Annotated in this window: 14 protein-coding genes; 8 read left to right on the top strand and 6 right to left on the bottom strand. The window is 72.6% G+C overall.

The annotated features are described in order from the left end of the window. Positions 1-14: 14 nt before the first annotated feature. Together H9Y04_RS09245 and H9Y04_RS09240 are read right to left on the bottom strand one after the other, a co-directional pair. Positions 15-701, bottom strand: coding sequence for a response regulator (locus H9Y04_RS09245; protein WP_187813251.1), 687 nt, complete (start codon positions 699-701; stop codon positions 15-17). After that, entirely contained in the window at positions 698-2098 is a 1401-nt protein-coding gene (locus tag H9Y04_RS09240; protein WP_187813250.1) for a sensor histidine kinase, read from the bottom strand. Before H9Y04_RS09240 ends, H9Y04_RS09245 begins: the two co-directional genes overlap by 4 nt. A 318-nt stretch (positions 2099-2416) precedes the next feature. Here H9Y04_RS09240 and H9Y04_RS09235 point away from each other — a divergent pair, with 318 nt between their 5' ends. Both H9Y04_RS09235 and H9Y04_RS09230 read left to right on the top strand, forming a co-directional pair. Next, the gene (locus H9Y04_RS09235; RefSeq protein ID WP_187813737.1) at positions 2417-3109 is read left to right on the top strand and encodes an ABC transporter ATP-binding protein; all 693 of its coding nucleotides are present in this window, start codon (positions 2417-2419) and stop codon (positions 3107-3109) included. Continuing rightward, positions 3106-5553 (top strand): ABC transporter permease, encoded by a 2448-nt coding sequence (locus H9Y04_RS09230; protein ID WP_187813249.1) that lies wholly within the window; start codon positions 3106-3108, stop codon positions 5551-5553. The genes H9Y04_RS09235 and H9Y04_RS09230 overlap by 4 nt, the downstream gene beginning before the upstream one ends. Before the next feature lie 34 nt (positions 5554-5587). Here the strand turns inward: H9Y04_RS09230 and H9Y04_RS09225 are convergent, their stop codons facing one another. After that, positions 5588-5938 (bottom strand): cytochrome P450, encoded by a 351-nt coding sequence (locus H9Y04_RS09225; RefSeq protein ID WP_368858429.1) that lies wholly within the window; start codon positions 5936-5938, stop codon positions 5588-5590. Then, entirely contained in the window at positions 5904-6254 is a 351-nt protein-coding gene (locus H9Y04_RS46605; RefSeq protein WP_236070775.1) for a hypothetical protein, read from the bottom strand. Before H9Y04_RS46605 ends, H9Y04_RS09225 begins: the two co-directional genes overlap by 35 nt. Here H9Y04_RS46605 and H9Y04_RS48425 point away from each other — a divergent pair. Beyond that, the gene (locus H9Y04_RS48425; protein ID WP_187813247.1) at positions 6208-6492 is read left to right on the top strand and encodes a hypothetical protein; all 285 of its coding nucleotides are present in this window, start codon (positions 6208-6210) and stop codon (positions 6490-6492) included. The two genes, H9Y04_RS46605 and H9Y04_RS48425, sit on opposite strands and share 47 nt — an antisense overlap. Before the next feature lie 349 nt (positions 6493-6841). Here H9Y04_RS48425 and H9Y04_RS09215 read toward each other — a convergent pair whose 3' ends face one another. Further along, positions 6842-7489 (bottom strand): fasciclin domain-containing protein, encoded by a 648-nt coding sequence (locus tag H9Y04_RS09215; protein WP_187813246.1) that lies wholly within the window; start codon positions 7487-7489, stop codon positions 6842-6844. 72 nt (positions 7490-7561) lie between these two features. Beyond that, positions 7562-9235 carry a molybdopterin-dependent oxidoreductase gene (locus H9Y04_RS09210; protein ID WP_187813245.1) on the bottom strand — a complete coding sequence of 558 codons (1674 nt, stop codon included), beginning with the start codon at positions 9233-9235 and terminating at the stop codon, positions 7562-7564. Positions 9236-9394: 159 nt separating this feature from the next. Between H9Y04_RS09210 and H9Y04_RS09205 the strand changes: the two genes are divergently transcribed. From H9Y04_RS09205 to H9Y04_RS09185, 5 genes are all read left to right on the top strand, one after another. After that, positions 9395-10660: an NAD(P)/FAD-dependent oxidoreductase gene (locus tag H9Y04_RS09205; protein WP_187813244.1), complete on the top strand. Its 1266-nt coding sequence runs from the start codon at positions 9395-9397 to the stop codon at positions 10658-10660. Between the two features lie 125 nt (positions 10661-10785). Next, positions 10786-11607: a DUF1365 domain-containing protein gene (locus tag H9Y04_RS09200; RefSeq protein WP_187813736.1), complete on the top strand. Its 822-nt coding sequence runs from the start codon at positions 10786-10788 to the stop codon at positions 11605-11607. Further along, positions 11604-12965 (top strand): class I SAM-dependent methyltransferase, encoded by a 1362-nt coding sequence (locus H9Y04_RS09195; RefSeq protein ID WP_187813243.1) that lies wholly within the window; start codon positions 11604-11606, stop codon positions 12963-12965. Before H9Y04_RS09200 ends, H9Y04_RS09195 begins: the two co-directional genes overlap by 4 nt. Continuing rightward, positions 12962-14347, top strand: a complete 1386-nt coding sequence (locus tag H9Y04_RS09190; protein ID WP_187813242.1) for a class I SAM-dependent methyltransferase — start codon at positions 12962-12964, stop codon at positions 14345-14347. Before H9Y04_RS09195 ends, H9Y04_RS09190 begins: the two co-directional genes overlap by 4 nt. Positions 14348-14349: 2 nt before the next feature. After that, the gene (locus H9Y04_RS09185; protein ID WP_187813241.1) at positions 14350-15174 is read left to right on the top strand and encodes a DUF1295 domain-containing protein; all 825 of its coding nucleotides are present in this window, start codon (positions 14350-14352) and stop codon (positions 15172-15174) included. Positions 15175-15185: the final 11 nt, after the last annotated feature.

Below are 15185 nucleotides of genomic sequence, written 5' to 3'. Positions count from 1 at the left end.
ACCTCCTGCCCGCCCTAGGCCCCACCACCCGGCGCCGTCAGCCCCGTCTCGTACGCGAGGACGACCGCCTGCACCCGGTCGCGCAGGTTCAGCTTCGACAGGATGCGGCCGATGTGGGTCTTGACCGTGGTGGGGCTCAGGTGGAGGCGTTGCGCGAGTTCGGCGTTGCTCAGGCCCGTCGCCAAGAGGCGGAGCACCTCGAGTTCGCGCGGGGTCAGACCGGACAGATCGGGGTGGAGGGCGGCGGGCCCGGGCTCCTCGCGCTGGGCGAAGCGTTCGATCAGACGGCGCGTGATGGCGGGGGCGAGCAGGGCGTCGCCCGACTGCACCAGGTGGACGGCGGCGACGAGCTGCTCCGGCGAGACGTCCTTGAGAAGGAAGCCGCTGGCACCGGCGGTGAGCGCCGCGTAGACGTAGTGGTCGAGATCGTAGGTGGTGAGGATGATGACCCGTGGCGCCCGCGCGTGAGCGGCTTCGTCCGCGAGGATCCGCCGCGTGGCCTCGATGCCGTCCATCTCCGGCATACGGATGTCCATGAGGACGACGTCGGGACGCGTGCGCCGCACCGCCGCGACCGCTTCGACTCCGTCGGCCGCCTCGGCCGTCACCTCGATGCCGTCGGCGGCGAGGATCATGCCGAAGCCCGTACGGACCAGGGCCTGGTCGTCTGCGAGGACGACGCGCAGGGGTGGCTGCTTCATGCCGCCCGCCAAGGGATACGGGCCTTGACGCGGTAGCCGCCGGCGAGGGTCGGGCCGGTCTCGAGTTCGCCGCCGTAGACCGCGAGGCGCTCGCGCAGACCGATGTGGCCCCGGCCGTTGCCGTCCACCACGGCCGCCTCCCGGGTGCCGCCGGTGTCCGTCACGTCGATCTCCAGGAGCTCGTCGGTGTGACCGATCGTGACGGCCGCGTCGGCGCCGGGCGCGTGCTTGAGGGTGTTGGTGAGCGCCTCCTGCACGACCCGGTACGCCGTGAGATCCACTCCCGGCGGCAGCGGGTCCGGGGGCAGCGAGACCGCGATGCTCACCGGTGTCCCCGCGGCACGGACCCGATCGACCAGGGCGTCGAGCCGGTCGAGGCCGGGCTGCGGGGCGAAACCGTCGGGGCGTTCGTTGTCCGGGACGGCGAGCAGGCCCATCACATGCCGCAGTTCGGCCATCGCCGCCCGGCCGCCGGACTCCACCGCGAGCAGCGCCTGCTTGGAGCGCTCGGGTGCCACGTCCATCACCTTGCGGGCCGCGCCCGCCTGGATCACCATCACGCTCACATTGTGGGTGACGACGTCGTGCAGTTCGGCGGCGATCCTGGAACGCTCCTCCGCCACGGCCCTGCGCATGGCCTCCTCCTGGGTCTGCTGCAGCCGGGCGTATCTGTCCCGGCCCGCGGCCAGCTGCCGCTGCCAGACCCGGACGAGGATGGTCACCACCCCGGCGAGCAGCAGCACCACCGCCGGTGTCAGCCAGCCCGGCATGATGGGCTCCGCGTTGCGGAACGCCAGGCCCGCCAGGAGCGCCGCGGTCATCATGGACACCGCCGCCCCCACCCGGTGACGGCTGTACATCACGGCGCTGTAGGCGCCGATGACGCAGGTCACCACGTTCATCCAGGTCGCGTCGTCGCTCAGGACCAGCATCGCGAACAGCACCACCGCGAACGCGGTCAGCGGATACCGGCGCCGTCCGGCGAGCGGCAGCGCCGAGAGGACCACGAGCAGCCAGAACCCCGCGGGAGGCTCCTCGTCCACCCGTATGTGCGTGGGCGGCCGGACTTCCGGATACGGCGGGAACTCAGGGTGCGTGGGCGGCTGGACCTCCGGATACGGCGGGAACTCCGGCTGCGTGGGCGCCTCCGGGGGCGTCGGGGCCTGCGGAGGCGTCGGGGTATCGGTCACGCTCGGCGGCGCCGACACGTCCTGCTGCATCCGGACCGGTCCGCTGTCCGGATAGCGCGCCGCCACGATCAGCGAGACGACCGTGAGCAGGACCGCGAGCACCACGTCCCAGCGCACCGCGCGCCGCGGCAACGGGGCCGGTTTCGGGTCGGGGCGCAGGGCGTCGCGCAGGTGCTGACGCCAGCCGCGTCGCTCTTCCGTCTCCATCGGTTCATTGTGTGGCCCGCCCGCCCCGGCCCGCGTCCGCCTTCCGATCAGGGGTGCTGTCCCGCAGGCGTACTTCTCGGGGATGACCCCGCCGGAAGGTCGTCCGCGGGGAGGGCCGCATGTCGGTGCCGCGGCCGACGCGCCCGCGGCCCCTGCGCCCGTACGTTTCCCGGGCCGGCCAAGACGCCGAGCGGTCCCGGGGGAAGCACTGGCAGGTCCCCGGGACCGCTCGGCTTCCCGGAGTCCTTCACCACGCGGTGGACTCCACGACGCGAAGGACTGACGACACCCATGACCCACGTCGCAGAGACGACACCCATGACTCCCGTCATACAACTGTCCGGTGTGGCCAAGCGCTACGACAGCGCCGGCGCACCCGCGCTCGGACCGATCGACCTCGGCGTCGCCAAGGGCGAGGCCCTGGCCGTGACGGGGCCCTCCGGCAGCGGCAAGTCGACGCTGCTCAACCTCGTCGCCGGCCTGGACAAGCCGACCGAGGGCGCCGTGACCGTGGCCGGTGAGCGGATCGACCGGCAGAGCGAGCACGCGCTCGCGCGGTTCCGCCGCGCGCACATCGGCATGGTCTTCCAGTTCTTCAACCTGCTCGACGACCTCACCGTGGCCGACAACATCCAGCTCCCCGCCCAACTGACCGGCACCGCACGGCGGACGGCGGCCGACCGCGCCGGGGAGCTGATGGAGCTGCTCGGCATCGCCCGGCACGCCCGCGCCTACCCCGGCCGCCTCTCCGGCGGCGAGCGCCAACGCGTCGCGGTGGCCCGCGCGCTGGTCAACCGACCCGCACTGCTGCTCGCCGACGAACCGACCGGTGCCCTGGACACGGCCTCGGGCCAGGACGTACGGGAGCTCCTCGTCGATCTGCACCGCGGCGGCCAGACCATCGTCCTGGTCACGCACGACCTGGCGCTTGCCGAGGCCTGCGCGAGCCGCACGATCCATCTCGTCGACGGCCATGTCGCCCTCGACTCGGCCGCGCAGGCCGTCCGATGAGCCGCTGGGGAACGGGCGCGCTGGGCCGGGTCGTACGGTCCGGGGTGGGCCGGCGCCGCGTGCAGCTCGTGGTGATCGTCGTGTCCACGATGATGGCGGTCGCCTCGGCCGTGGTCGCCGGATCGCTGATGGTCGCCGTGAACGCACCCTTCGACCGCGCCTTCGCCCAGCAGAACGGGGCGCACCTGACCGCGCAGTTCGACCCGAGGAAGACGAGCGCGGCGCAGCTCGCGGCCACCGAGCAGCTGGACGAGGTCACGGCGAGCGCGGGCCCGTACCCGACCACCACCGTCGAACCGATCGGTGAGGGAGGCGGGCATCTGCCGTCCCTCACCGTGGTCGGGCGCGCCGAACCGGGCGGCACGGTGGACAAGCTGGAGCTGAAGTCCGGGCGCTGGGCACAGAAGCCCGGCGAGATCGTGCTGTCCTCCTCCTTCAAGGGCCCGATGCTCACGCTCGGCTCCACGCTCAAGAGCTCGGACGCGAAGGACGCGGTGACGCTGACCGTCGTGGGCTTCGCCCTCTCGGCGAGCGAGACCGCCGATGCCTGGGTGACCCCCGCGCAGGCCGGGACGCTCGCGCCGAAGGGGCAGCCGGCCACGCAGCAGATGCTGTACCGCTTCGAACAGGCCGATACGAGCGGTCAGATCACCGCCGCCCGCAAGCAGATCGCCGCCGCCGTCCCGTCGGGCGCGCTGCTCGGCAGCCAGTCGTATCTGGACACCAAGCAGGCCGCCGAACAGGGCGCGGCCGCGACCGTGCCCTTCCTGATGGCCTTCGGTGTGCTCGGCATCGTCATGTCGGTGATCATCGTCGGCAGTGTGGTCAGCGGCGCCGTGGGCACCGGTCTGCGCCGTATCGGCATCCTCAAGGCCATCGGCTTCACGCCGCGCGAGGTCGTCCGCGCCTACGTGGCACAGGCGTTGATCCCGGCCGGCGCCGGCATCGCGCTCGGTGTCGTCCTGGGCAACGTCCTCGCCGTACCGCTGCTCGCGAACACCGAGCAGGCGTACGGCACCGTCTCGCTCACCGTGGCGTGGTGGGTGAACCTCGTGGTGCCCGCCGCCGCGCTGCTCGTCGTCGGTGTCGCGGCACTCGTGCCCGCGCTGCGGGCCGGGCGGCTGCGCACCGTCGAGGCGATCGCGGTCGGCCGTGCCCCGCGCACGGGGCGGGGCCAGTGGGCGCACCGGGCTGCGGGACGGCTGCCGCTGCCGCGTGCGGTGACGTACGGGCTCGCGAGTCCGTTCGCGCATCCGGTCCGCACGTTCGCGCTGCTGCTCGCGGTGGTGTTCGGCACCGTCACGGCCACGTTCGCGGTGGGCCTGACCCAGTCGCTCAACGCGGTCGGCAGCGCCGCGGACCCCGAGGAGCGTGCCGCGGTCACCGCCATCGCGGGCGGCGGCCGGGGCGGCGGGCCCGCGGGGCCGGGGCGCGAACCGGGCACCGTCGGACGCGAGCAGAAACCCGCGGGACGCGAGCAGCCCGCGGGACGTGAGCAGCAGCCCGCGGGCCAGGCCCCCGCCCCCGCCTCGGCCGACCCCGCGAAGGTCGCCGCCGCCATCGAGGCCCAGTCCGGCACGGCCTCGTACTACGGCCTGTACGAGGAGGAGGTCCGCGTCACCGGTGCATCCGGAGCGGTCCGGGCCACCTTCTACCAGGGCGACACGGGCTCCGGCAGCTACGAGATGATCTCCGGCCGCTGGTTCGAGGGCCCGGGAGAGGCCGTCGTGCCGACGCGCTTCTTCGAACGCACCGGCACCTCGATCGGCGACACCGTACGCGTGACCCTCGGCAAGGACACACAGACCCTGCGCATCGTCGGCGAGGTCTTCGACACCTCGGACGACGGGATGCATCTGCGCGCGGACATGGCGACGTTCGCCGCGGCGAAGCCGCAGATGTTCCAGATCGACGTCGAGTCGGGCGTCGACGCGGTCGAGTACGCCGAGCAACTCGCTGCGAAGATCGCACCGTTGGGCGGACATGCCGTAGCCCAGGAACCCGCCGAGGCGGAGGCGATGATCATCCTGCTCGACGCGATGGCGGTGCTGCTCACCTTGATGCTGGTCTCCGTGGCGAGCCTCGGCGTGCTCAACTCCGTCGTCCTCGACACCCGCGAACGCGTCCACGACCTGGGCGTGTGCAAGGCGCTCGGCATGTCACCGCGGCAGACGGTGAGCCTCGTCCTCGCGTCGGTGGCCGGGATCGGCGTCATCGGCGGCCTGGTCGGCGTACCCGCCGGCTTCGCGCTGCACGGCTACGTCCTGCCGGTGATGGGGGACTCGGCCGGCACCAATCTGCCGCCGTCGGTCCTGGAGGTGTACGACGCGGTGCAGCTGTCCCTGCTCGGCCTCGCCGGGATCGCGATCGCCATGCTGGGAGCGATGCTCCCGGCGGGCTGGGCGGCGCGGACGCGTACGGCCACGGCGTTGCGTACGGAGTGAACTGCCGGGATTCCGTGGGAGCTTCAGCTTCCCGTCACCATGTGACGGGAAGCGACTCCAGCGCCCGGAACGCGAAGTCCCTCCGGCACCTGAGCGCCTCCAGGGTTGCGGCCAGGCGCAGTTGAGGGCAGTTACGGGTCAGGACCCGCAGGGCGACCTGTAGTTGAAGGCGGGCGAAAGCGGCACCGGAGCAATGGTGGACGCCGAAGCCGAAGGCCAGATGGGGGTTGGGGCGGCGGGCGAGGTCGAGGGTCTCGGCGCCGGCGAACACGGACGGGTCCCGGTTGGCGCAGGCGTTGACCGGGATGACGGCTTCTCCGGCCCGGATCCGCGTCGCCGCGATACGTGTGTCACGCACAGCCACCCGCGGCGCCCCGCCACCCACGGACGTGAGCGGCGTGCGGCGCAGCAGTTCCTCGACCGCTGTCGGGATCAGCCCCGGGTCCCAGCAGATCCTTGGACTTCCAGAGCTGCCGGTCGGCAATCGGGGACGATCCCTGCGCAATTCCCTTTGCCAGGTGGTCGATCAGCGGTGATCCGTCGCCGGGCCTGCGCCCGCCCATGCTGCTCTCGTACACCTTGCCCCGCGCGTCCCGGAGCGCGACCAGCGGACTCGTCTGCGGGTGCGGAACCGTCTCGAAGCGGTGCCGCAGCGTGAGCAGACCGCGGACGTGGGTGTGCCGGGCGGGAGCGCGGGCCATCAAGGACCCGTCCGGGCCCAGGAACGTGCTCGTGCCCGGCCGCCTCGAGATGGTCGTCGGCCTCGGCGCAGAGGATCTCCGGTACTTGATGGAGCGCGACGAACTCCCCGTGCAGGGTCCGGCCGTCGAGCTCGGTCGCTGCCGTGGCCTCGGCGAGCCCGGCCGACGAGACGAGCTCGTCCAGGGGCCGCGACGCCAGGAGCGCACACCGGAGAGATCTCGGAGCCTGTCGAGGTAGGTCCGATAGCCGGCCAGGTCCGTGACGCTCAGGTCGGTGGCCCCGGAGGGTCCGCCCGCGCCGAACTGGCCGCGTACCTCCGTCATCGCCGTGCCGAGCGTGCGGACGAGGCGGTGGAACCCGGCACTCCACGCGACGTGGCACGAGGCCCGCCCGATATCGGCGGCCGCCACACTTGCCCGCGTCCGTTCCGCCGGCCTGGCGAGGTTGAGCAGGCACACCTGCGCGGCCTGGAAACCCGGTGCACGTCGCCGCCGGAGCCGCATCCGCAGAGCCGGTACGGCGAACCTCCGCGGACTTGCCGAGTCCTGCGGAGGTTCGCCCAGCGTGCCCGGCGGCGACGGGGGTGCTACATCGGGGGCATCAGAACGGTGTCGACGATGTACACCGTCGCGTTGGCGGTCGGGACGTTGCCGCAGACGACCTTCGAGGAGTCGTTGACGGTGTAGTCCTCACCGGAGCCCGCCGTGGTGAGCTTGCTCTTCTCGAGGGTGTCGAAGGAGCCCTTCTCCAGCTGCGCGGGCGTGAGCTTCTGGCCCACGACGTGGTACGTGAGGACCTTGGTGAGGGTCTCCTTGTCGTTGAGGACCTTGTCCAGGTCGGCCTTCGGGATCTTGGCGAAGGCGTCGTTCGTCGGCGCGAACACCGTGATGTTCTCGGCGTTGTTGAGCGTGTCGACCAGGCCGGCCTTCTTGACGGCGGTGACGAGGGTGGACAGCGCCGGGTTGTTGGACGCGGCCGTGGCGACCGGGTCCTTCGCCATGCCGTCGAAGCTGCCGGCGCCGTCCTGCGGCACGGAGGCACAGGCCGGTCCGAACGGTCCGGCCATCGGGTCCGCGGACTCGGCCTCCTCGGTGGTCTGCGTCGCCTTGGGCGTCTTGTTCGCGGCCTGGTCGGAGCTCTTGCCGTCGTCGGAGCACGCGGTGAGGGCGAGCGGCAGCGTGAGCGCCGCGGTGGCCGCGACGGCGATACGGCGGATACGCAGGGTGGCGTTCATGGTGTTTCTCCTTGGGGGTGGGCCCGCGGACGCGGGGCTGGTGTGGGGGAATGCGGGAACAAGGGGCCGGGGTCAGGTCACGTTGACCACCACCGAGTGCCATCCGGACGCGCCGTCCGGGATCGTGCGGGTGCGCCGGTCGGTCTGCGGGGTGCCGGTGCCGTCCGTGGCGCGGACCTGGAGGGTGTGGGAGCCGGGGGAGGCGTCCCAGTCCCAGCGCCATTGGCGCCAGGTGTCCAGGGGGCCTTCGGTCGCCAACTCGGCCTGCCGCCACGGTCCTTCGTCGACCCTGACCTCGACCCGGTCGATGCCCCGGTGCTGGGCCCAGGCGACGCCGGCCACGGTGACCCTGCCGGACGCCGGGCGGGCGAAGGGCTTGGGCGTGTCGATACGGGACTGCGTCTTGATCGGGGCCTCACGGGCCCAGTCACGCTTGACCCAGTAGGCGTCGTAGTCCTCGAACGTGGTGAGCTCGATGTCCTCGATCCACTTGCAGGCCGAGACATAGCCGTACAGGCCGGGCACGAGCATGCGGACGGGGAAGCCGTGGTCGAAGGGCAGCGGTTCGCCGTTCATGCCGATCGCGAGCATGGCGTCGCGGCCGTCCATGACCGTCTCCACCGGACTGCCGATGGTCATGCCGTCGACGGAGCGGGCCACCAGTTGATCGGCGGGCCCGCCCCGGGACGGCGGCCGCACCCCTGCCTCCTCGAGCAGCGCTCTCAGGGGTACGCCGAGCCAGCGGGCCGAACCGACATAGGGGCCGCCGACCTCGTTGGAGACGCAGGTCATCGTGATGTCGCGCTCGATCAGCGCGCGTTGCAGCAGGTCGTCGAAGGTGAGGACACGCGGTGCGGAGACTCCCTTGCCGTGCAGGCGCATCCGCCAGCGGCCGGCGTCCAGCCGCGGCACGTTCAGCGCGGTGTCCACCCGGTAGAAGTCGCGGTTGGGCGTGGTGAACGGGGCCACCTCACGGATCCGCAGATCCACACCGCGCGGCAGCGGCGGCGCGGGCGAAGCGGGGGCGGGCAGCCGGACCGCGGCCCGGGAGGCCGCCGCCTCGGCCGCGGAGGTGGCGCTCAGGCGGCGCCCGAGCAGACCCGCGCCGGTGGAGGCGACGACCGCGCCGGTGGTGGCCAGGACGAATCCCCGCCTGCCCAGCGCATGTCCGTCCTGCGCGGGCCTGCTCAGGCCCTCGGGGGCCGCGGCGCCGACTTCCGCGGCCTCCGAGGGGGTCGGGTGTCCGGAGCCCTCCGAGGGGGTCGGATGTCCGGGAGAACCGGCGTATCCGGCCCTCAGGTATCCCGTCAGGACGTACAGGACACCGGCTCCGGCGAGTGCGCCGGTCAGCGAAGGCACCGCGTCGAGCAGGCCGGTCGAATCCGGGCGTGAGGTCGCCGCCACCGCCCCGACCAGGCCGAAGGCCAGCACACCCGCGGCGGCGGTGCGGCGCCGCCGCAGCGCCAGCAGCCCCATCGCCACCGCGAACGCGGCGAGCACCGCCACGATCCCCAGCTGCAGCACCAGCTTGTCGTTGGTCCCGAACTGCCGGATCGCCCAGTCCTTGACGCCGGAGGGCGTCCGGTCGATGGCCGCGCCCCCGACCGCCGCGACCGGCCCCGCCTCCGGCCGAACGCCAGCCGAGACAAGTTCGGCGACGGCCAGCGCGGCGTAACCCGCGACCAGGCCGCTCAGCGCTGCCAGTGCGCCGCGGGTTGCGGACGTTCCTCGTGTGCTCACACCCATGATTCGGAGCCGCTGCCGGTGCGGCTTGGTCGTTCACCCGATCGGATCGCGCTTCCCTGCAAGCGCACAGCTCACAGGGTGCGCACCAAGCCGCATCGGCCCCGGCTCCGAATCACTGGTGCGGGGCAGGGGTTGTCCCGCCGGCACCGGAGGGGCGGCATGACGCACAGACAACGGACAGCGGTGGTGGGAAGCGGGGTCGCGGGGCTGACCGCTGCGTACATCCTGCGGGCCGCGCACGACGTGACGCTCTACGAGGGCGATGCCAGGCTCGGCGGCCACGCGCACACCCATGACGTGGTGGCGTCCGACGGCCTGACCTGGCCCGTGGACTCGGGATTCATCGTCCACAACGCACGCACCTATCCGTATCTCCTGCGCCTGTTCGCGGAGTTGGGCGTGAGCACGCGTGCCACCGGGATGACCATGTCGGTCCGCTGCGAGGGCTGCGGCCTCGAATACGCCGGGGCCCGCGGCCCCAGGGGACTGCTCGCCCGCCCCGCCAACGCCCTCAACGGGCCGTATCTGCGGATGCTCGCCGAGGTGCCCCGATTCCACCGCGCCGCGCGCCGGATGCTGGCCGAGGAGTCCCAAAGCCTCCTGTCCCTTGGTGAGTTCCTCGCGCGCCACGGCTTCTCGCGCTATTTCGTACGGCACTTCGTGACCCCGGTGGTCTCCGCCGTCTGGTCCTGCCCGCCCGCGAGCGCCCCGCGCTACCCGGCCCGCTATCTGTTCCGCTTCCTCGACCACCACGGCATGCTCACGGTGAGCGGCTCCCCGACGTGGCGCACGGTGGTGGGCGGGTCCCGTGAGTACGTCGAACGGATCGGCAAGCAGCTCGACACGGTGCACACCTCGACCCCCGTACGGGTGGTGCGCCGCGGCTGGGACCGGGCCGAGGTCACCACCGAGGACGGCAGGACCGCCACGTACGACTCCGTGGTCATCGCCACCCACCCCGACCAGGCGCTGCGGCTGCTCGCCGATCCGACCGAGGCCGAACGGCAGGTCCTCGGCGCCTTCCGCTACAGCCGCAACCCGACGCTTCTGCACACCGATCCGTCGGTGCTGCCGAGGCGCCCGGGTGCGCGGGCCGCCTGGAACTACCTGATGCCCGGCTGTGCGGCGGGCGCCGACCAGGTGCGCGTCAGCTACGACATGAATCGGCTGCAGGGCCTGGGTGCCCGGGACACCTATGTGGTCACTCTGGGCGACGACGGCCGTATCCCCGCCGACCGGATTCTGGCCCGCATGGCGTACGAACACCCCCTTTACACCGCGGAGTCGGTGGCCGCGCAGGCCCGACTGCCGCACCTCAGCGGACCGGTGACCGCGTACGCGGGCGCCTACCACGGCTGGGGATTCCACGAGGACGGCTGCCGCTCGGGGGTCGAGGCGGCGGCGGCCCTGGGGGTGACCTGGTGAGCGGCGAACGGGCGGCCGGCACGGACGGCGAGGGCCATGCGCGCCCCGCGCCGCGCCGGACGATGCCCGCGCCGCGCCGGACGATGCCCGCGCCGCACCGGACCGAGCCCGCGCCGCACCGGACGATGCGCGCGCGGCACCGGACCGAGCCCGCGCCGCACCCGGTGACCCCCGCCCTGTATCCGAGCACGGTCACCCACGTCCGTACCCTTCCCACGCCCTACACCCTGGGCCACCGCACCTTCCTGTGGCTGGTCGATCTGGACCGGCTCCCGGTGCTGCCCCACCCCCTGCGGCCCTTCGCCCGGTTCGACGGCCGGGACCACTTCGCGGGCCGGGACCGGACGATCCGGGCCGGTCTGGAGAGGTTCCTCGGCGCGCACGGCGTCGACCTGGCGGGCGGCCGGGTCCTCATGCTCGGCAACGCCCGCGCCCTCGGCCATGTGTTCAACCCACTGACCCTGTACTGGTGTTACGGGTTCGATGCCCAGCTGCGCTGCGTGGTGGCCGAAGTGCACAACACCTATGGCGAGCGGCATGCCTATCTGCTGCCCGCCGACTCGGCCGAGTCGGGTGAACCCGCCGCCCCCGCGCACGGCAGCGGTTCGGACAGCGGGGCACGGCAGGACTTCACGGTGGACAAGGAGTTCTACGTCTCGCCGTTCTTCGCCGTCGACGGCACGTACCGCATGCGGCTGCCGGTCCCGGGCGAACACCTGAGCCTGACCGTGCACCTGCACCAGGACGGCGCCCGCCCGTTCACCGCGACCGTGCGCGGCGAGCGGCGGGCGGCGACCGGCCGCGAGCTCGCACGGCTGCTGCTGCGTCGCCCCGCGCCTTCCCTCGCCGTGGCCGCGGCCATCCGCCGGCACGGCATCCGCCTGTGGCTGCACGGTCTGAGCGTGCTGCCACGGCCCTCTTCTCCCCGACAGAAAGGAATGCAGTGAGTACGTCTGTTTCCCCCGGTCCCTCGTTCGCCTCGGAGTCCTCGTCCGAGGCGTCGTGCGAGTCCTCGCGCGAGCCCTCCGCCGGCCGTGCGGCGGACGCGGTGATCGATGCCGGACGCTGGCCCGACGTGGCGTCCGTGCCCGCCTGTTCGGCGTCGCGGCGGGCGGTGGCGCAGGTCGTCGTGCGCAGGGCCCTGGACCGGCTGCCGCTACGGGTCGAGCTGGGCCACGGGGACGCGGTGGGGCAGGGCGGGCCGCGCCTTGCCGTCCATGACGTGCCCGCGTTCATGAGCCGGATCGCCGTGGGCGGCCTGATCGGATTCGGCGAGTCCTACATGGCGCGCGAGTGGGAGGCCGACGACCTCGTCGGCGTGCTCGAGGTGCTGGCCGCGAACGCCGCCACGCTGCTTCCCGCGTCCCTGCAGCGCCTGCGCGGCCTGTGGGCCGTACGCCAGCCCGCCGCGCAGCGCAACACACTCACCGGCGCACGCAGCAACATCCACCGTCATTACGACCTGTCCAACGACCTGTTCGCGCTCTTCCTCGACGAGACGCTCAGCTACTCCTCCGCGGTCTTCGACCGCCTGCCCGCCACCTGGCCCGCACTGCCCGCGGCCCAGCATCGCAAGATCGACCGGATGCTCGACCTGTGCGGGGTGGGCCCGGGCACTCGGCTGCTCGAAATCGGTACCGGATGGGGCGAGTTGGCGCTGCGCGCCGCCGTACGCGGGGCGACGGTGCGGTCCGTGACGCTCTCCGCCGAACAGCAGGCGCTCGCCCGCCGCCGTATCCGGGCAGCCGGTTTCGAGGACCGGGTCACGGTCGACCTGTGCGACTACCGGCAGATCGAGGGGACCTACGACGCCGTCGTCAGCGTCGAGATGATCGAGGCGGTCGGCAGGGAGTACTGGCCGGACTACTTCGCCTGCCTGGACCGGCTGCTCGCGCCCGGCGGCCGGATCGCCCTGCAGGCGATCACCATGCCGGACGACCGGATGCGCGCATCGGCCGGCACGCACACCTGGATCCAGAAGTACATCTTCCCCGGCGGGCTGATCCCTTCCGCACGCGCCGTCGAGGACACCGTCGCGGCCCACACCTGCCTGCGCGTGGAGAGCCGCGAGGCCTACGGGCCGCACTACGCCGAGACCTTGCGCCTGTGGCGCGAACGCTTCACCGAACGGTCGGCCGCCGTCGCCGAGTTGGGCTTCGACGCCACCTTCCGCCGGATGTGGACCTTCTATCTGGCCTACTCCGAGGCGGGCTTTCGCGCGGGCTACCTCGACTTGCACCACTTCCTCCTCACCAAACCGTCGGCTGCCCAGGCCGGCCCGACCCGTGACGGAGCGCACCGATGACCTCGACGGCCCAGCGGCTCACCACCCTCCTCACGGAGTTCCTCGGCGCCCCGCCCCCGCTGCGGCTGCGCACCTGGGACGGCAGCGAGAGCGGCCCCGCCGACGCCCCCGTACTGGTGGTGCACAGCCGCAGGGCGCTGCGCCGCCTGCTGTGGCAGCCCGGCGAACTCGGCCTGGCCGAGGCGTACATCAGCGGCGAGATCGACGTCGAGGGCGACCTCGCGGACGGACTGCGCGCGCTGCGCGAGGCCCCGCTGTCCCTGCCGCGCCCCGGACCGGGCCGGCTCGCCCGGGCCGCACTGAGCGCGGCCAGGCTCGGGGCGCTCGGCCCCAGACCGCCCGCGCCCGCCGGCCGGGCGCGCCTGCGCGGCACCCGCCACACGACCGCACGGGACGCGGCCGCCATCAGCCACCACTACGACCTCTCCAACGACTTCTACGCACTGCTGCTCGACGAGTCGATGGCGTACTCCTGCGCGTACTGGGCCTGCGGCGATCCGCAGTACGGCCTGGCCGAGGCCCAGCGCGACAAGCTGGAGCTGATCTGCCGCAAGCTCGCGCTGCGCCCCGGCGCGCGTCTGCTCGACATCGGCTGCGGCTGGGGCGCGCTCACGCTGTACGCCGCCGCGAAGCACACGGTGCGGGTCACCGCCGTCACCCTGGCCCGCCGCCAGTACGACCACGTGCGCGCGGCGGTACGCGAACGGGGTCTGGAGTCCCTGGTGGACGTGCGGTTGGCGCATTACCGCGAGGCGCCGCAGGGCCCGTACGACGCGGTCAGCTGTATCGAGATGGGCGAGCACGTAGGCGACGCCGAGTACGCCTCCTTCGCCGGGCTCCTGCACCGGGTGTTGCGGCCGGGCGGCCGTCTGCTGCTGCAGCAGATGTCCCGTGGCGCGCACGCACCGGGCGGCGGCGCGTTCATCGAGACGTACATCGCCCCCGACATGCACATGCGCCCGCTCGGACAGACCGTCGGACTGCTCGAGGACGCCGGACTCGAAGTGCGCGCCACCGAATCCCTGCGCGAGCACTATGCGCGCACCGTCGCGGCCTGGCGGGACACCCTCGAAGAGCGCTGGGACGCGTTCGTCGCCCTGGTCGGCGAGCCCACCGCCCGTGTGTGGCGGCTGTATCTGGTGGGCGGCGGCCAGGCCTTCGAAGCCCGCCGCATGGGCGTCGACCAGATCCTGGCGGTCCGGCCCGGCCCCGACGGCACCTCCGGCATGCCGCCTTCGCTCGCCACCTGGTACGACGGCATGCCGACGTCGACCGCCGACTCGTACGACGGCTTACCGCCATGGCCCAGCGACGCACACGCCGGCACGCACGCCGCTGTGCCGCCTTCCTCCATCGACCGGCGCGCCCGGAAAGGAGACTGACCGTGCACGGATTCGCCTGGGAACCCTTCGCCCTCCACCTCGCCGCCACAGCGGCCGCGTCCCTCGCCGTCCTCCTGGCCACCTTCGCCGTCGCCGTCCGCAAGGGCCTGCACCGTCTCGTCGACGTGGCCTGGGGCCTCGCGTTCAGCGCGGTGGCGCTCGTCTCGTACGTCCTGTCGGCAGGCCAGGGGGACGACACCCGGCGGCTGCTCGTCACCGTCCTCACCGTGCTCTGGGGTCTGCGTCTGTCCGCCCATATCGCCTGGCGCGGACGCGGCCACGGTGAGGACCCCCGTTACGAGCGGCTGCTCGCGAAGGCGCCGGGCAGCAGAGCCGCGTACGCGTTCCGCATGGTGTACCTGCTGCAGGCCGCCCTGGTGTGGCTGGTGTCGCTGCCCGTGCAGGCCGCCGGATACGTGACCGGCCCGGTGACCTGGGTGGCCTTCGCCGGTCTGCTCCTGTGGCTCACCGGCATGGCCTTCGAGAGCATCGGGGACTTCCAACTGGCCCGGTTCAAGGCCGATCCCGGCAACCGCGGCCGGATCATGGACCGCGGACTGTGGTCCTGGACCCGCCACCCGAACTACTTCGGTGACTTCTGCGTGTGGTGGGGCCTGTTCCTGATCACCTGCGACCACCTGCCCGCGGCCGCGGCGACCCTGATCGGCCCGGTGGTGATGAGCCTGCTGCTCACACGCGGCAGCGGAAAGGCGCTCCTGGAACGCCATATGGCCGAGCGCCCCGGCTACGCCGCCTATCGCGAGCGCGTCAGCGGCTTCTTTCCCCGGCCGCCGCGCGCGCCCGGCTCGGGGCGCGGGCGCGCGTGAACCCGTCGAGC

Source organism: Streptomyces polyasparticus, from assembly GCF_014493765.1.
Classification (GTDB): domain Bacteria; phylum Actinomycetota; class Actinomycetes; order Streptomycetales; family Streptomycetaceae; genus Streptomyces; species Streptomyces polyasparticus.
The sequence above is the reverse complement of the archived record's forward strand: the minus strand, read 5'-3'. Positions and strand labels throughout refer to the sequence as shown.